The following is a 16,090-nucleotide window of genomic DNA, read 5'->3' on the forward strand; positions in this document are numbered from 1 at the left end:
AGGTTGGCGTCAAGGGCACGGTAGGCCGGCTGCGGCCTTTGCCTAGTGGCGTGACGATCGTCCACGCGGTTGCACGTCAATGGCACCCACGCAGATCAAGATCACAGGGCCGCACGGATCGCCGTTCAAGTTCGGTCGGCTGCATGCGGGGACCTCTAGTTACGGGTTGCAACATTCTTCATGTGAGCGACGTGACATTTGATGGGCGAAGGGCGTTGTAGGTAGGCAAGGGCGGTGTTCGCCCGTACAGGAGCCCCACAGTGAGCCTCAATCGTTCCTCCTTTCTCAAACTGGCCGCAGTTGGTGCCGTGGCCGCCAGCGCACTCTTCGCAGCCTCGGCCAATGCGGGCGCGAACTGGTCTGTTGGCATCGACGTACCGGGCGTCGCAATCGGCGTTGCCGAACCGGGCCCCGTGCGCTACTACCAACCCGCGCCGGTCTACTCGGCGCCCGCGCCCGTGTACTACGAGCCGGCACCGCGCGCGTACTACCCGCCACCGGCCTACTACCGACCGGCGCGCGTGTACGACGTGCAGCCAGGGCCGGGCTACTGGCGGGGTGAAGCGTGGCGCCATCACCATCGCGACTGGGATGATCGCGGCGAACGGAACTATCGTTACTGAGACGCTGAATACCCCGGGGGCCAGGCCATCGCCGGCTGCGCCGGGGTCGTGACATCGCGACGCGGCGCCGTCGCGATTCCAGGCGACTTCGCGCCGTGAGGTCTGCCCGCCGTGCGCTTTTCGCTTCGTGCGAGGCCGCTTTCGGTGTTCAAGACAGACCTTGGGCAGGCGCGTTTTTCCTCGCATGGCATAGGCCGTCCGTCCGGTACCTCGTGACTTCAATGAAGCCTAGATTCCCAATGGCGCTGCCACGATGGAACCAGGTCATTGGGCGTCAAGACTGACGTCCGACAACGAGGGAACTCCGGATCGTCAAGGCGTGGAGAAGCCCATGAAGAACACTGCGATCACCTCCATCGCCCTGGTCTTGGGCCTTGGCTTGCAGATACAGGAATCCATTGCCCAAGGAGGCAGTCACTCCGCCACGGGCAAGACCGGTACCACGGCCATCAAGCAAGGCCCCGCGATGGAGGCTGTCGATGCAGGTGGCCATCGGACACCCATACCCGCGTCGAGCGGTTTCACATTCAAGACGGAAAAGGCAGGACCGGGCGAAAACGTTCTGGACGTCACGCGGCGCAACGGCTATCTCAACGACGCGGCGACCGTGAACGCGATCAAACGCTGGAATCCCGAGGTCAAGTCGCTGACACGGGAGGTCGGGGATGGCAAGCCCGTGCATCTCGTGAGTCCCATCCAGGATCTGCCCGACCGAAAGGTGGCCGTGTCGCCAAAGGCGGCCGCGGTCAGCCCGGAGGTGTTCAGGTACCAAGGCGTCGAGATCCAACGCACTCGCGCGATGGTGAGCAATGCAAGCCTGAAGGATGCAGACAAGGCGCGGCTGCTCGGGGCAACGGATCAGGTTGAACGCGCAAATGCCATCTTCGCGGCCAATGCAGCGAGGATGTCTCCGCGGCAACGCGTTCTCGCAGAAGCCCAGGTCGAACTCGCCGGAAAGACGCTGCGAAACGCGGACTCTTCGGCATTCGCAGATGCGACCAGACGCCAGTCGACGCTTGGAGCCGTCGACACGATCGCAGCCTCGACCGAGAGTTTTGCGCGGGCCGTGTCCCTGCCGCCGCGCAAGCTCACCGTGATCGTGAAGCCGACGCCTCAAGGTCGTCCAGCGGAGGCCATGGACGTCTATGTCATCCCGAGGGGCTTCATGGTGGCCGGTGATCAACTTGACCTCTCGAAGATCCGACGGATTCTCGAGACCCTCAGCTTCACGACGCCGACGTCACCGGCGAGCGGAGAACTGGAAGCCGGCATCCCGTATGCGGTCTGGATAGGGCCGCGCAACGCCTTCGACTCGATGGCCCGCCTGATTCAGGCTCAGGGGGTCAGGAACAGCAGATCGGTCGATGCGACCAGGGCTCAGCTTGACGACCTGGTGTTCGAAGCATCCGACAAGGTTGTTGGCCCCTGAGCGATGGAACTCAAGCGTATCGCCACGCTCATCGCTTCGGGCGCGGCGGTCGTGGCGGGCGTGCTTGGCCTGTTTGGGGCCTTCCTGAAGCATCTGGTGCCACCCGTGTCCAGCCTGTCACCGCTTCAGGCCCTGGGGCTGGCTTCCCTGGCGTCACTGCTGTTGTTGTTCCTGGTGGTCTTGAAGCTGCCCGCGAGGCCCTCGTCGGTCGAACGACATCGCCTCGCCGCGGTCGCGGCGAAAGTCGGCCTCGGCGCCCTCGTTCTTCTGTTCATTCACATGTGGGCCATGAACACCTTCGTCTTTGCATATCCTCCTGCGGAACTCGGCACGCCAGAACTTCACGTTCGCGGGACCTACACCAGCTATGCAAAGAAGCTGATTCACGAGATGACGTTGTCCGGGGCAATCAGGGAGTCCGGAGGGCTGGAGAAGGCCGAGGAGAACGAGATCCTCTGGACGGAGGAGTCTCGCAAGAACATCGAGCTCATGCTGACGGCGAGCTATACGGTCTCGATCGCTCTTTTCAGCCTGTCCCTGTTTATCCTCGTCGTGACAGCCATATCGGCGCGCCGGGCCCAGTGACTGCTGCCAGCGCAACCGGATCAGAGCGAGACTGGGTCGGTCTCCGATCTCGCGTTGCGGCCGCGCTGCCTAGGCGTGCAAGGGCGCGGCATGAGCCGTATCGAGGCTCCTCTCGCCTCTCGGGCCGCGGGCCCAACATCTGCCCCCGGGCAAAAAAGAGGAAGTGGGGGCGTCGCGCAGCAGCGAGAGAGGTGGTTCGGCCTTGTCCATGGTCTCCTAGTAAGCCTCATGGCCACGATATGACATGTATGCCATCTCGAGACTTCGTCGATACTACGATGTTTCCGGTATGATGGACAAATGGAAGAACGCGACGTCATTCAATCCCTTGCAGCTCTTGCCCACCCGCTGCGCCTCCAGGTTTTCCGGGCCTTGGTGGTGACGGGGCAGCAGGGCCTTACGCCGGCTGTGATGCAGGAGGCTCTGGGAGTGCCGGCGACAACGCTGTCGTTCCATCTGAAGGAGCTTGCCTCTGCCGGCATGGTGACCCAGGAACGAGCCAGCCGGAACATCATCTACCGGGCCGCTTTCGAGCGGATGAATGGCGTCCTGGGGTACCTCACCGAAAACTGCTGCCAAGGCGAAGAGTGCCTCGTCGACGCGGCGACATCCTGCAAGTGCTGAACCCAAGAAGGAGCGACAAATGAAGCGATTTCACGTCCATGTACACGTCAACGACCTGAAGGCGAGCATCGCCTTCTACTCGAAGCTCTTTGCAGCTGAACCCGCCCGCGTCGAGGCGGACTATGCCAAGTGGATGCTCGAAGACCCGCGTATCAACTTCGCCATTTCGACGCGCGGCGAAGCCGCGGGTGTCGACCATCTCGGGTTCCAGACCGACGACGCGGAAGAACTCGCCGAGTTGAAGGCCCGTGCGACGGAGGCCGACATGGCGCTTTTGGACCAAGGCGAGACCAGCTGCTGCTACGCGCGCAGCGAGAAGCACTGGGTTACCGACCCGCAGGGCATTGCCTGGGAACACTTCCACACCCTGGACAACATTCCGGTGTTCGGCGAGGGCAGCAAGGAGCCAGCAGCAGCGCAGGCGCCTGCGTGTTGCGCGCCCACCTCTCGCGGCAAGCCTGTTGGTGTGGCCGTCAAGCCTGCCTCCACCTGCTGCTGAAGTCAGGGATATTGGAACGCGCTGAGCCATGACCATCAACGTACTCATCCTCTGTACCCACAACTCGGCACGCAGCGTGCTGTCCGAGGGGATGCTCAACCATTGGGCCAAGGCGCTCGGCAAGGACGTGCGGGCGTTCAGCGCAGGCAGCGCACCAAGCGGTCGCATCAATCCTCGCGCCCTCGAGGCACTCCAGACTGCCGGGATAGAGACCGAGGGCTATCGAAGCAAGAGCTGGGACGAGTTCACCGGCGATGCGGCGCCGCAGATGCACATCGTCATCACCGTGTGCGACAGCGCGGCGGCCGAACAATGTCCCTATTGGCCAGGTAGCCCGGTCAAGGTCCACTGGGGGTACCCGGACCCCTCGAACGCCCCGGAGGCCGACAAGGCGACCGCCTTCGAACTCACGCGCCAGGCCATCGGGTACCGCATGTTGCAACTCCTGGCACTGCCGCTGGCCGACCTTGACCATGCAGAGTTGCAGGCCGCGCTCACCCGCATCTCGAAAAACTAGTGCTCTGATGACCACCTCCACCATCGCAGCGGCGGCGCCGCCCAGGCCCGCCATCAGCTTCTTCGAGCGTTACCTGACCGTATGGGTGGGCCTGTGCATCGTCGTCGGCGTCGCCCTGGGCCAAGTCGTGCCGGGCTTCTCGAAGGAAGTGGCCAGCCTCGAAGTGGCCCGGGTCAACCTTCCGGTGGGTCTTCTCATCTGGGTGATGATTATTCCGATGCTGCTGAAGATTGACTTCGGTGCCCTCGGGCAGGTCACTTCTCATTGGCGCGGCATCGGCGTCACGCTGTTCATCAACTGGGCGGTCAAGCCGTTCTCGATGGCGCTGCTGGGCTGGTTTTTCATTCGCCATGTCTTTGCGCCGTACCTTCCCGCCGAACAACTCGACAGCTATGTGGCGGGACTCATCCTGCTCGCAGCGGCTCCATGCACTGCGATGGTTTTCGTGTGGAGCCAGCTCTGCAAGGGCGACCCGTACTTCACGTTGTCCCAGGTCGCCCTCAACGACGCCATCATGGTGGTTGCCTTCGCGCCAATCGTCGCGCTGCTGCTGGGCCTTTCGTCCATCACCGTTCCGTGGGACACCCTGCTGGTCTCGGTAGGCCTCTATATCGTCGTGCCGGTCATCCTCTCGCAGCTCTGGCGCAAAGCACTTCTGCGCCAAGGAGTCGGGCACTTCCAGGCCGTGACTGCCAAGCTGGGCCCGTTCTCCATTTCGGCACTGCTGCTGACGCTGGTCCTGCTGTTCGCGTTCCAGGGAGAAGCCATCCTGAAGCAGCCATTGGTCATCGCGCTGTTGGCCGTGCCAATCCTCATCCAGGTCGTGTTCAACTCTGGCCTGGCCTACGTGCTCAACCGCAAACTCGGCGTGAAGCACTGCGTGGCCGGGCCCTCTGCCTTGATTGGCGCAAGCAACTTCTTCGAGCTGGCCGTGGCCACCGCCATCAGTCTGTTCGGCTTCCAGTCCGGCGCTGCGCTGGCCACCGTGGTCGGCGTTCTCATCGAGGTGCCGGTGATGCTTGCCGTCGTGGCTGTCGTGAACCGCACGCAAGGCTGGTACGAAGCCGGGCAGCCTGCAACTTGAACAGCGCACCATGTCCGAAGTCACGCCCCTCAAAACCCCCGTGTCTTTCCCAGCTCTCGACGTCGAGCAGTTCGACCCGCCGACGTCGGAGCGACTGCGCGTGGAGGCGCCCTCGCGCCACAAGCCGCGCTTTCTGATGCTCTACGGCTCCCTGCGCGAACGCTCCTACAGTCGTCTGGTGACCTTCGAGGCAGCCAGACTCCTGGAAGCAATGGGAGGGGAGGTCAGGATATTCGACCCCGCGGGCTTGCCCCTCCCCGATAGTGCGCCGGACACTCACCCCAAGGTTCAAGAGTTGCGCGAGCTGACGCAGTGGGCCGAGGGAATGGTCTGGACCTCACCGGAGCGGCATGGCGCGATGACCGGCATCATGAAGGCGCAGATTGACTGGATTCCACTGGCCTTGGGCGCTGTTCGTCCCACCCAGGGCAAGACGCTGGCCGTGATGCAGGTTTCGGGCGGCTCGCAATCCTTCAATGCCGTGAACCAGATGCGTGTGCTCGGGCGATGGATGCGCATGGTGACCATCCCCAACCAGTCGTCGGTCGCCAAGGCGTTCCTGGAATTCGACGAGGCCGGCCGGATGAAGCCCTCCAGCTACTATGACCGCATCGTCGACGTGATGGAGGAACTCTTCAAGTTCACGCTGCTGACCCGCGATGTCAGCAGTTACCTGGTCGACCGATACAGCGAACGCAAGGAAAGCGCCGCCGAGCTCTCGAAGCGAGTCAACCAGAAGTCCATCTGAGCCGAGCACCATGTCCGACGTCGTTATTCGACCAGCGAAAGAGTCGGACTGGCCTGCGGTAGCAGAGTTGCTGCGGGTCCGTGCGCTTCCGTTGGACGGGGCACAGGAGCACCTGAGCGGGTTCTTGCTTGCAATTGCCGATGGTGCCGTGGTGGGCACCGCTGGCCTCGAGACATACGCAGATGCAGCGCTGCTACGCTCGGTCGCGGTGTCGCCCGCTTTTCAAGGGAAGGGCATCGGCCGCGCCTTGGTCGAGGCTGTCCATTCGGAAGCGCGTCGACGCGGCGTCAAGAATCTGTGCCTGCTCACAACGACCGCAACGGGGTACTTCTCGAAGATGGGATTCTTGACCGTAGCTCGAGGCCAGGCACCAGCAGGACTGCTAGCTTCGGCCGAGTTCCAGGGCGCTTGCCCGAGCTCTGCAGTGTTCATGTCACGAGAGGTTTGAGGATTTGAATCTCCAAACGGGCCACGTTCTGAACTAGCTACGCGTTGCGGCCTTAGCGGCACCGAGCCAAACCAGCTGTTTCCATTTTGCGAAGCAGGCGTTCAACCCCTTCATGCACTTCATGTGGTGCGCATGGGCATCCGGCACGGACTATTGGCGAGCGTTCTTCTGCATGTACGCGACGATAGATTTCATTTCCTTTTCAGTCGGTGCCTTGATGCCAGGCCAGCCGCTGTTCATACGGATGTGCATTCGCTGAGTTACGGTCGACCATTCCTGGGCGGTATGCAGCGTGGGCGCAGGTGCAGCGTGGCACTGGACGCAATAGGTCGAGACCAGTTTGGCGCCTGCTGACTTCGCTTCCGGCAGTGGGTTCGAACTCGGCGGCGGGCCGCCCCCCATCATCCCCCCACCCATCATTCCGGGGGCCGTCATCATGCCTGGGCCCATCATCCCGCCGCCCCACATCCATCCCCTGCCGCGCATCGTCTGAATGCTCTGATACATGCCTTGCCAATGCTCCTGCATGAGCCGTTGGCGCTCCTCGGGGTCGGTCGTCTGCGCAATCTTGCTCATCTGCTCTTGCATCCGCTGCGTGTAGTCGCGCATCTGCTGGTTGTATTGGTCGGGCGTCACCCCCTGGGGTAGGGGCCACGATCCTCCGCCTCCCATCATCCCGGGCCCCGTCATCGACCACGGGTGTCCCTTCATCCACGGATAGCCCATGCCCCACCGGTCGTGCATCTCGCCCATGTAGCCTTGCATGCTCTGCCAGTGCTGCTGCATCAGCTGCTGGCGGGCGGCAGCGCCTGGCGAGGCGTCGAACTGGTCCAACTGCTTTTGCAGCATCTCAACCTGCCGCTGAAGTTCGCTCACCTGCGCATCGGTCGGAGCGGACGGAGTGGATGTCATGGCGGGAGCCTGCGCTTGAGCCAGAACTGGTGGCCCGACGCTCATCAGGCCGGTGAGCAACGCGGCGAGCGCAATTCCGTGCGACATGGTCATGACCGTCACTCCTCGATGGTCGGCTCGACAGCATCGTCCACCGTCGTGCCGCAACTTGCACCTGGCCGAGCTGCCAGTCAAGAATCCAGCCGAAGATACGCCGCTCAATGCGCCAGCGATTGATGCAAGTCAAGGCAAGGCCGCTGCTGGCTGCCTTTCCTCCACCAGCCAGGCCAAGACGTCATCCGCCTTTAAAGCATCGCGGGTGTTGAAGGTCCAGTGCAAGCTTGTCGTGCGACCGGGCCATCAACGGCACGGCCCAATGCAAAGCAGATTCCTGGTCGACCACGTCCTGCCTGGTCGGAGACAATTCATCATGACCCCGCCGGCTTCATCCACTTTGCGACAGATTCCGGCGGGGGTCTGGGTACTGGGTCTTGTCAGCATGTTGATGGACATCTCCTCAGAGATGATTCACAGCCTGCTTCCTATGTTCATGGTGACATCGCTCGGTACCAGCGTACTTTCAGTCGGGCTCGTTGAGGGCCTGGCCGAATCGACCGCGCTCATCGTCAAGGTCTTCTCTGGCTCCTTGAGTGACTACCTCGGCAAACGAAAGGGATTGGCTGTTGCCGGGTACGCCCTCAGCGCTTTCAGCAAGCCGCTTTTTGCCATGGCGACAAGCTTTGGCGAAGTCGTCACCGGTCGCCTGCTGGACCGCGTTGGGAAAGGGGTTCGAGGGGCACCGCGCGACGCATTGGTGGCTGACCTGGCGCCCAAGCACGTGCGGGGCGCCGCATTCGGCCTGAGGCAATCGCTCGACACAGCCGGCGCATTTGTCGGGCCGCTGGTCGCTGTCGGCCTGATGCTGTTGTGGACGAACGACTTCAGGGCGGTATTCTGGGTGGCGACCCTTCCCGCCCTCCTGGCTGTGGCGCTTCTGTTGTTTGGACTGCGCGAGCCGAAGCGCGACCGGTCCCAGACGAGACCCAATCCCATTCGCCGAGAGAGCCTCAAAAGGCTCCCCGGCGCGTATTGGTGGGTGGTCGCTGTCGGCGCCATCTTCACGTTGGCAAGGTTCAGTGAGGCATTTCTCGTCTTGCGGGCACAGCAGACCGGCATCCCTACAGCCTTGGTTCCCCTGGTGATGGTTGCCATGAGCATGGTCTACGCAGCGTCCGCCTACCCATTTGGGAAACTGGCCGACTCGATGAACCACCGCCGGCTTTTGGCCTTTGGGCTCGTCGTGCTTCTTGCTGCGGACCTTGTTCTCGCCTCCGGCATGAACTGGATTGCATTGTTCAGCGGTGTCGCTCTATGGGGCGTCCACATGGGCATGACGCAAGGCCTGCTCGCCATCATGGTTGCCGACACGGCGCCTGAGGATTTGCGCGGCACCGCGTATGGCGTGTTCAACCTGGTCAGCGGCCTCGCCATGCTCGTCGCAAGCACGTTTGCGGGCGTCCTCTGGGACGCTTTCGGAGCGGCATCGACTTTCTATGCTGGCGCAGGCTTTTGCCTGGTGGCTCTTTTTGTCCTGGGCTGGCAGCCCGGTCAGCGCTCTGAGCGCTCTTGTACAAGGGAACGGTAGCCCGGAGCCCTTGGGAATTGGAGGGTGGTGTCGAAGGGCGGTTCCTGGCCGCATTCTGCATGTCGCGCGACCGGGCCCGTCGGGCCATGCTGGCTGTACGGATTTCTCCGAAGCGGTCATTCGATGAAAAGACCAGACCTGAGCGCTTGACCGCTCTGCCGGTCCCTACAGCCAGCGTCGAACTTTTGCCTGGTACGCCGCATACCCCTCGCCGAATGCGGACCGGAGGACTCTCTCCTCAGGTGCGATCTGGAAGCGGTTCATGTAGAGCACGAAGACCGCCGGTCCGACGAGAGCCCACGGCGCGCAAAGGAACGCAGCCCATCCAACGAGAACTAGGAGCAATCCGACGTACATCGGATTGCGGGTGAATCGGTAGATGCCGTTGGTGACCAACGTCGAGGCCGCTTCTGGCTTCATCGGGTTCAGCGTTGTCCGGGCTTGGCGAAAGGCCGCAATGCCCGAAGTGCTGAACGCAAGCCCGACGAGCCCGATGGCCGCCGCCATCGCGATACGCAGGGAGACATCGACTTCAAGGGCAAAGGTGAGCCACGAGACCGCCCACATGGCCAGCGCCAAGACCAGGGCAACGAGCGGTGGCGGCACCTTCAGTTCGAGACCATTCATGGGCGTACCGAAGACACGAGCATTGCAGACTACTTCATTGCGCGGGGTTGAGTCGAGGATGCGTTTCCTCGCCCCAACGATAGAGCGCCAGACCGGAAAGCGCCATGGCTCCGGCCACGAACCAGAAGGCGTTCTCGAGTCGGCCGCCCAGGGTCGCCGCCACGCCGAGTCCCAATGCGCCGATGCCATAGCCAGTGTCTCGCCAAAAGCGGTAAATACCGATGGCCGATGCGCGCCAGCTCGGATGCGCGATGTCGGCCACAGCTGCGCTCAGGTTCGGGTAGAGCATCGCCATGCCCAGGCCGGATATGGCAGCCGAGACGGTCCACCATACGGGGCCGTCGCCGAGCGGCATCAGCGCGACGCCTGCGCCACATACCCACATCCCCCACGAGTTGAGCAGGTGGCGACCCAACCGGTCAGAAAGCTTTCCCGTGAAGAACTGCGCGGCTCCCCAGGTAAAGCCATACACGCCCACAATCCAGCCGATGTGAGGGAGGCTCACCCCGCGCTGATGCAGGTAGACGGGCCAGATGGCCCACACAAGCGCATCGACGAACTTCTCGACAAGTCCTGCTTGGCAAAGGGCCACCATGCGCGAGTCACGCCAGCTCATGAGGGCGAACATCTCCCTGGTCGAAGGTCGAAGACTCACGCGCGTTGGATAGCGAGGCCTCAGCTCGTGCGCTTCAGGATGCGCATGGCGCTTGACCTCATCCTGGGCCCAGGGAAGCGTCTCTACGACGGAATGCCAAGCCAGGACGGTCGCCAGCCCGATGACCACGGCCCCGAACCAGAACAACCCTTGGCGTGGACCCAGGACGGAGGCCAGGTAGCCAGTCGTGACGCCAGCAAGGGCCACTCCGAGGTAACCGGAGAACTCATTCAGACCGATGACCAGCCCGCGCTGGTCCGCCCGCGTAAAGTCAAGCTTCGCGGTCTGTGTCATCGACCAGGCCAGACCCTGATTGATGCCCAACAGGACCGTGGCGAACACCACCCACGACCAGCTTGTCGCGAAGTAGATGAGTGCCGGAATGGGCATTGCGGCGAGCCATCCGAGCAGCAATACGCGTCTGCGCCCCATCTCCTCGGCGATGCGACCCGCGACGAAGTTCATGGCGCCTTTGACAAATCCGAAGGCGACGACGAACGCGACCAGCAGCATGAACGAATTGCGCGGCACGCCAAACTCGGTCTCCGCCAGAGCAGGAACGACGGTACGCATCATCCCGATGGTCATGCCCACGAGCAGCACCTGCAGCAGTTGCAGCAAGAACTGGCCTAAGTTGACGCGGATGCCGAAGCGCATGGTGACCTCAGGCGTGCTCCGGCAGTTGTCCGTCTTGCAACGGCGAGAAGTCGAAATGGACGCGTCCGAGGTTGCTCTCGCGGGGGTAGTACGGCGCACCGACGCGGCGTGCGGCGGGACGTTGTCGGAAGAGCATGCATGCGCTCCAGGGCGTTACTCGACGACCGGCAAGCCGCGAGCGCGCCACTCGGCCACCCCGTCGGTCAGGTGGAAGGCCCGGTAACCCTTCTTTCGCAGCAGTTCGACCGCGTCCTTGGCCATCAGGCAAAACGGGCCGCGGCAATACGCGACCACTGGCACGTTCTTCGGGAGCTCGATGAGTCGTTTCTTGAGTTCATCCACCGGCAGCGAGCGTGCATGCGGCAGGTGTGCGAATGCGAACTCCTCTTGCGGGCGGACGTCGAGCACGACAACCTCGCCGGCGGCAGCGCGGTGCAGGATGTCGCCGCGGTCGACCCCATGCAGTTCATCAGCGTGCTCGGTGATGGACGCCAGTGCCATCTGCAACTCGACAAGCCGCTCCTCGGCCTCGGACCTCAATGTGACCCAAAGGTCGGCCACGCTCGTGCCGGCCAGGCGATAGAAGACGTACTTGCCTTCCTTGCGGGCGTCAACGAGGCGCGCAAGCCTGAGCTCCTTCAGATGCGCGCTTGCCAGCTTGACGCTGATGTCCGCCTGAACAGCGAGGGTTTCGACGGTCTTTTCCCCCTGGCACAGCAATTCCACGAGCTCCAGCCGCTTCGGGCTCGAGATGGCCTTGCCGATGCGCGCTACCTGTTCGTAAAGCTGGGTCTTCAATTCTCTCATACGTTCATTCTAGCGAGTATTAGAATGAAGGCGGAGCTATCGAGGTGTCGTCTTGCGATATGTGGAGGTAGAAACGAACCCTGCCTCAGGGAAGCGCCAGCCGGCAACGGAGGCCATCGAGTACCGCCTCGAGGCAGGGCGTAGCTAGAAAAAACTGTTTGGCGCCAAGGCTCGCGACGAGCTCCAGGGCGGCCAACGCACACTCAGCCAGCGTGAGCGAGCCCTACTCCTGATGGCAGACGGTCGGCGTTCGCTGACCGATTTCTGTCCGCTGTTCCCCAGCCGCGATGCGGCGCAGCAGGTGCTCTTGACGCTGGTTGAGCGCGACTACCTGCAAGACCTGAGTGCCGCATCGGCGGTAGAAATGGCCGCCGTATCCGCTCCGTCACCGGAGATGGCTCCCTCCGCCGAGCTCATCCCCGTCAACACCGCAGCAGATAGCTTCGAGGGTCAACGTTCCCTCGCTAGCACCCGCATGTTCCTGTTCGACATGTGCGAGCGCATGTTTGTTCGCCGCGACCCGGATTTTGCGCACGAGGTTCGTGCTGCCCTACGCGAGGCACGCGACCGGGAGTCGATGCTGGCCATCGCAGCACTTTTGCTCGTCGAAGTCGAACACACCGCTGGGGCAGAGCGCGCTGAGACGCTGCGCGAGCGCATCGATCGGCTGCTGCCGTTGGCGGAAGCAGCGCACTAAAACACCAAGCCCTCGCTGAGGACGAAGCGTCCGTTTCTAAGGTCGGCTAGGGCAGGGTTGATCCGCTGGAGTGATCAGGTACTGGGACGTGCCACCATAGCGACAGACCATCATCTGCTTCTTCTGAGTACTTGCCGTGGGGCCGTAAGTGCCGCGCTCGCTGGAGGCGAGCGCAGGCCGGGCTTGATAGGTGCTTGCCTTTTGCTGGTAGGACTGCTGCCCCATCTGGAGCGCCTTCTGTATCGCGGCGTCTTGAGGCGCGGTCTTTTGTGGGCTCGCGGGGGCGCATCCTGCGAGCGCCGTCAAACAGAGGAATGCAAGGACTTTCATGATGACCCTCCTCCGAACGCCCGAGATTACGGCCGCGCTATCTCTCCCACACACTGCGCGGCCTGCGCTTGGGGCAGATCCGATTCGAGAGCCGGTACTGGGTCAACAGCGGCTTCGCACCCTGTCCCAAGCAAAAGAAGACAAAAGTATCACTGGTGCTCAGGTTAGTAAATAAGACGAACGCTCAATTTCTTTCTCTTCGTTGTTCACATATGGTCACGCAGCCAGGTTGAGCGGCACTACGCCTCTCCACGCAGCGACACTCCGCCGGTCCAGCGGCTTGCCTTGTAAGAGACAACTAGAAGAAGGAGCGGCCTGCGCACCCCGTTCGTACAGCGCCTCACCGAGCTGCACGCCTCGCAAAAGCATATGAACAAGGGGAATCAATGTGACCGACGTACGCGTCTCTGCGGATCTCGCAGAGCTCCACCGCGGGAGTCCAAATGTCGATCGGCGCCGCGCCGAGTGGTTTCGATGTAGCGCATCCCACCGGTCAGACGTCGTCTTGTTCACTCCGACTCAGACAGGCATTCGCGGATGCATCCGGGATGCCGGTCAACGGAGTGGATAGCGGCCCGGTCGGAACGCTGCCTCATTCCTGACGCGCCATCCGTTCGCTGCCACGCTCATCGCCATGACGAAGATCTGCGAGACGTGCCACACCGCAAACCGGGACGGGGCCAAGTACTGCCGGGGATGCGCAGCGCGGTTCAGCGGCGTTCGAAGCCCAGCCATGGCCTCGGACGGATGCCTACTCGAGGAGAAGGCATCAACAGCCGCAAGAACGCTGATACCTGAAGTCAAACTGCCTGCTCACGTGATCCCACCTGTGCGAGTGCGGGCGGTGACAACGACCGAGTATTCCGTCACACCGCACACAACCAAAAGGAGGGAGTTAACTGCGCGACTGGCTCTCCCTGCCGGGCTCGATGTGAGCGTTGTACTGCTCCTGATCGGCGTTGTCCTGCTGAACGCGACGTTCGTGGGCTGGTACTGGAACCACAAGGCCAGCCGTAGCTTGGCTACGCCTCGCGAGGTATCGCGGATTCAGACTCTGCATGCGCCGCTTTCGGCATCCGCGGAGAACTCGCTGGTGACGTCAGCGCCGGTGGCAGGCGCACCGACCATCGATCAGAACGTCGAGCCAACACCATCGCCACAAGAGGCCGCGCTTGCAACTCAGGCCGATACGTCCGCCCTGGCTTCGCCGCAGGCTGCGGCACTCGAGGAACAACCTTCCGACACGCCTATGCCTCCCGACACCGAAACAACGGCGGAGTCACAGGGTTTCGGCGCGCAAGTCCCCGGGGCTCCCACTGCGCAAGCGCCGCCGTCCGTGCTGGAGCGTCGTGCGAGCGCTATGCCCCACGATGGGAAATCGGCCTCCGATGCCGCGGGCACAACTGGCCGGGGTCGTCAGGCGCCGGCCGTGCGACGCGTCGCAAAGATCCAGCCGGTCATACAGCCGGACCAGTCCGCCGTCGACACCATCGCGACGGCAGCGAAGCAGACTGCACCGATGGAACAGGGAGCGGCACCGGCTGCCAGCAACGGGGCACGCTGCGATCCATACAACCCCTTCGGTGAAGCCATCTGTGTGAGCCCCCCTGTGCTGGGCATGCCGATGCCGGGTTCTCCTGGCACCGTCGCACCGTCCGTTCAATCGGCCGGTGGAACAGCCGCGTCCAAAGGTACAACCACGTCGGCGGGTCTCGTTGTGGCGAACAGCCCATCTGATCCGGGTGGCGGCGGATCTGGCGGAGGTGGTGGAGCAGGTGGAGGAGGAGCTGGTGGAGGTGGAGCCGGTGGAGGAGGGGCTGGTGGAGGAGGAGCCGGTGGAGGTGGGGCCGGTGGAGGTGGGGCCGGTGCAGGTGGGGCCGGTGCAGGTGGAGCCGGTGGAGGAGGGGCTGGTGGAGGAGGAGCCGGTGCAGGCGGAGCCGGTGCAGGCGGAGCCGGTGCAGGTGGAGCCGGTGCAGGTGGAGCCGGTGGCGCCGGTGGAGGCGGAGCCGGTGCCGGACCTGGCGGCGGAGCTGCCGGAGGTGGACCTGGCGGCGGAGCCGGTGGTGCTGGGGGTGGACCTGGTGGAAACGGCCGATAGTGCGGATCGCAAGCATGCGCCGGCCACTTTGCGCAACCGCGGGCCGATCGCCGAGGTGCTGCAAGAGGAATTGCCAGTCACCGGCAAAGTGCTCGAAGTGGCGAGCGAATCGGGCGAGCATTGCGCTTTCTTCGCGCAGTTTTTCCCCGGCCATGTCTGACAGCCGACCGATCCGGACCCAGGCGCGCTCGGCTCGATCGCAAGCTGGTGCGCGGGGCTCGAAAACGTCTTGCCGCCGCTCGCGCTGGACGCCGCGTCGGCGGATTGGCCGGTCGATGCCGCCGATGCGGTGCTGTGCATCAACATGGCGCATATCAGCCGGTGGGAAGCGACTCTCGGGCTGGTCGCAGGCGCGGAGCGGCTGCTGGTCAAGGGAGCGCCGCTGACCCTCTATGGCCCGTGGCGCTGCGAGGGCGTGAAGACCGCACCTTCGAACGAGGGTTTCGACGCTTCGCTCAAAGCGCGCAATCCGCGCTGGGGGCTGCGGCGGGTAGAGGACCTCGACACCGCCGCCGACGCGCGCGGATTCGCGCGCACGCGGCTGGTCGAGATGCCGGCGAACAATTTGATGCTGGTCTATCGCCGCTGGCGCGGCATGTCGAACGTCGTTTCGCGGTCGTGGTGCAGGCCGTGCTCGCGTCACGCGATATACAGGCCGCTGTCGATGATCCCCAAAGCGCTTCTCGCCTGAACTTCCGCAACCTGGCGGTCACCCGCCTGTGGGGGACGCTCCGCTGGCCGGCCGCTGCCGGTCTTGCTCATCGTCCGCCGCATCTCGAACTGAGCAAGTGCTTCGACCACATTCGATCGGCTGCCGCTTCGCTCCCACCTCCGTCTCGCGCCATACCAACGCCGCCGTCCCGCAACCTTACCAATGACCAGCGAGCAAAGCGCTTCGCCACCCCCTGCGACATGGGAGAGCGGCTTTTTTTCCATTGCGCCGTTGCTGAGTTGCATATCCTCCTAAAAATGTGCCATAATCGACGGCTTCGCTGATCGCAGCAAGCAAGACGCAAGACAGAAGATGTCGGGCGTCAGGATCCTTAAAAACATACAGCCGATAAGCGTGGGCGTTTGAGGCGAACAGCCAAGTTCTTCGGAACTCAAGTCTTCGGACTTTTAAACG

General features: G+C 63.1%; 16 protein-coding genes and 1 pseudogene. 12 read left to right on the top strand and 5 right to left on the bottom strand.

Going from position 1 to position 16,090, the window contains the following annotated elements; genetic code table 11:
* The first annotated feature begins 260 nt into the window (after positions 1–260).
* From BLW05_RS20080 to arsN2, 9 genes are all read left to right on the top strand, one after another.
* On the top strand, positions 261–623 hold the full coding sequence (locus BLW05_RS20080; protein ID WP_177142740.1) for a hypothetical protein: 363 nt from the start codon (positions 261–263) through the stop codon (positions 621–623).
* A gap of 331 nt (positions 624–954) precedes the next feature.
* On the top strand, positions 955–2,052 hold the full coding sequence (locus tag BLW05_RS20085; RefSeq protein WP_093165309.1) for a hypothetical protein: 1,098 nt from the start codon (positions 955–957) through the stop codon (positions 2,050–2,052).
* 3 nt (positions 2,053–2,055) lie between these two features.
* A complete protein-coding gene (locus BLW05_RS20090; protein WP_093165310.1) occupies positions 2,056–2,637 on the top strand; it encodes a hypothetical protein in 582 nt (193 codons plus the stop codon).
* Positions 2,638–2,937: 300 nt separating this feature from the next.
* Positions 2,938–3,261, top strand: a complete 324-nt coding sequence (locus BLW05_RS20095) for an ArsR/SmtB family transcription factor (protein ID WP_093165311.1) — start codon at positions 2,938–2,940, stop codon at positions 3,259–3,261.
* A gap of 19 nt (positions 3,262–3,280) precedes the next feature.
* The gene (locus BLW05_RS20100) at positions 3,281–3,760 is read left to right on the top strand and encodes an ArsI/CadI family heavy metal resistance metalloenzyme (RefSeq protein WP_093165312.1); all 480 of its coding nucleotides are present in this window, start codon (positions 3,281–3,283) and stop codon (positions 3,758–3,760) included.
* 28 nt (positions 3,761–3,788) lie between these two features.
* Complete coding sequence (locus BLW05_RS20105) at positions 3,789–4,277, top strand: arsenate reductase ArsC (RefSeq protein WP_093165313.1); 489 nt, start codon at positions 3,789–3,791, stop codon at positions 4,275–4,277.
* A gap of 7 nt (positions 4,278–4,284) precedes the next feature.
* Positions 4,285–5,361, top strand: coding sequence for an ACR3 family arsenite efflux transporter (gene arsB / locus BLW05_RS20110; protein WP_093165314.1), 1,077 nt, complete (start codon positions 4,285–4,287; stop codon positions 5,359–5,361).
* A 10-nt stretch (positions 5,362–5,371) separates the two neighbouring features.
* Positions 5,372–6,109 carry an arsenical resistance protein ArsH gene (gene arsH / locus BLW05_RS20115; protein ID WP_093165315.1) on the top strand — a complete coding sequence of 246 codons (738 nt, stop codon included), beginning with the start codon at positions 5,372–5,374 and terminating at the stop codon, positions 6,107–6,109.
* Positions 6,110–6,119: 10 nt separating this feature from the next.
* A complete protein-coding gene (arsN2, locus tag BLW05_RS36820) occupies positions 6,120–6,557 on the top strand; it encodes an arsenic resistance N-acetyltransferase ArsN2 (RefSeq protein ID WP_177142741.1) in 438 nt (145 codons plus the stop codon).
* A gap of 150 nt (positions 6,558–6,707) precedes the next feature.
* Here the strand turns inward: arsN2 and BLW05_RS20125 are convergent, their stop codons facing one another.
* Positions 6,708–7,562, bottom strand: coding sequence for a hypothetical protein (locus BLW05_RS20125; protein WP_093165317.1), 855 nt, complete (start codon positions 7,560–7,562; stop codon positions 6,708–6,710).
* Between the two features lie 316 nt (positions 7,563–7,878).
* Between BLW05_RS20125 and BLW05_RS20130 the strand changes: the two genes are divergently transcribed.
* A complete protein-coding gene (locus BLW05_RS20130) occupies positions 7,879–9,093 on the top strand; it encodes an MFS transporter (protein WP_093165346.1) in 1,215 nt (404 codons plus the stop codon).
* A 165-nt stretch (positions 9,094–9,258) separates the two neighbouring features.
* On the opposite strand, the gene BLW05_RS20135 is transcribed toward BLW05_RS20130, so the two are convergent.
* The 4 genes from BLW05_RS20135 to BLW05_RS20145 are packed head-to-tail and all read right to left on the bottom strand — an operon-like array spanning position 9,259 to position 11,839.
* Entirely contained in the window at positions 9,259–9,720 is a 462-nt protein-coding gene (locus BLW05_RS20135; RefSeq protein WP_093165318.1) for a methyltransferase family protein, read from the bottom strand.
* A gap of 34 nt (positions 9,721–9,754) precedes the next feature.
* Positions 9,755–11,032, bottom strand: a complete 1,278-nt coding sequence (locus tag BLW05_RS20140) for an MFS transporter (RefSeq protein WP_093165319.1) — start codon at positions 11,030–11,032, stop codon at positions 9,755–9,757.
* A gap of 7 nt (positions 11,033–11,039) precedes the next feature.
* Positions 11,040–11,168 (bottom strand): hypothetical protein, encoded by a 129-nt coding sequence (locus BLW05_RS35460; protein ID WP_256330403.1) that lies wholly within the window; start codon positions 11,166–11,168, stop codon positions 11,040–11,042.
* Positions 11,169–11,185: 17 nt separating this feature from the next.
* Positions 11,186–11,839: an ArsR/SmtB family transcription factor gene (locus tag BLW05_RS20145; RefSeq protein ID WP_093165320.1), complete on the bottom strand. Its 654-nt coding sequence runs from the start codon at positions 11,837–11,839 to the stop codon at positions 11,186–11,188.
* A gap of 232 nt (positions 11,840–12,071) precedes the next feature.
* Here BLW05_RS20145 and BLW05_RS20150 point away from each other — a divergent pair, with 232 nt between their 5' ends.
* Positions 12,072–12,536 carry a hypothetical protein gene (locus BLW05_RS20150; RefSeq protein WP_256330404.1) on the top strand — a complete coding sequence of 155 codons (465 nt, stop codon included), beginning with the start codon at positions 12,072–12,074 and terminating at the stop codon, positions 12,534–12,536.
* A 2,402-nt stretch (positions 12,537–14,938) separates the two neighbouring features.
* Positions 14,939–15,550 (top strand): annotated as a pseudogene (locus BLW05_RS20165) (DUF938 domain-containing protein); the annotation flags it as partial.
* Positions 15,551–16,090 lie beyond the last annotated feature (540 nt).

Origin of the sequence: Variovorax sp. YR216 (assembly GCF_900107745.1) — a bacterium.
Taxonomy (GTDB): domain Bacteria; phylum Pseudomonadota; class Gammaproteobacteria; order Burkholderiales; family Burkholderiaceae_C; genus Variovorax.

Coding starts and splice junctions, on each gene's coding strand:
- arsB (WP_093165314.1), top strand. CDS start 4,285: ATGACCACCTCCACCATCGCAGCGGCGGCGCCGCCCAGGCCCGCCATC.
- BLW05_RS35460 (WP_256330403.1), bottom strand. CDS start 11,168: ATGCTCTTCCGACAACGTCCCGCCGCACGCCGCGTCGGTGCGCCGTAC.
- BLW05_RS20145 (WP_093165320.1), bottom strand. CDS start 11,839: ATGAGAGAATTGAAGACCCAGCTTTACGAACAGGTAGCGCGCATCGGC.
- arsH (WP_093165315.1), top strand. CDS start 5,372: ATGTCCGAAGTCACGCCCCTCAAAACCCCCGTGTCTTTCCCAGCTCTC.
- BLW05_RS20090 (WP_093165310.1), top strand. CDS start 2,056: ATGGAACTCAAGCGTATCGCCACGCTCATCGCTTCGGGCGCGGCGGTC.
- BLW05_RS20125 (WP_093165317.1), bottom strand. CDS start 7,562: ATGACCATGTCGCACGGAATTGCGCTCGCCGCGTTGCTCACCGGCCTG.
- BLW05_RS20140 (WP_093165319.1), bottom strand. CDS start 11,032: ATGCGCTTCGGCATCCGCGTCAACTTAGGCCAGTTCTTGCTGCAACTG.
- BLW05_RS20135 (WP_093165318.1), bottom strand. CDS start 9,720: ATGAATGGTCTCGAACTGAAGGTGCCGCCACCGCTCGTTGCCCTGGTC.
- BLW05_RS20100 (WP_093165312.1), top strand. CDS start 3,281: ATGAAGCGATTTCACGTCCATGTACACGTCAACGACCTGAAGGCGAGC.
- BLW05_RS20105 (WP_093165313.1), top strand. CDS start 3,789: ATGACCATCAACGTACTCATCCTCTGTACCCACAACTCGGCACGCAGC.
- BLW05_RS20130 (WP_093165346.1), top strand. CDS start 7,879: ATGACCCCGCCGGCTTCATCCACTTTGCGACAGATTCCGGCGGGGGTC.
- BLW05_RS20085 (WP_093165309.1), top strand. CDS start 955: ATGAAGAACACTGCGATCACCTCCATCGCCCTGGTCTTGGGCCTTGGC.
- BLW05_RS20095 (WP_093165311.1), top strand. CDS start 2,938: ATGGAAGAACGCGACGTCATTCAATCCCTTGCAGCTCTTGCCCACCCG.
- BLW05_RS20150 (WP_256330404.1), top strand. CDS start 12,072: ATGGCAGACGGTCGGCGTTCGCTGACCGATTTCTGTCCGCTGTTCCCC.
- arsN2 (WP_177142741.1), top strand. CDS start 6,120: ATGTCCGACGTCGTTATTCGACCAGCGAAAGAGTCGGACTGGCCTGCG.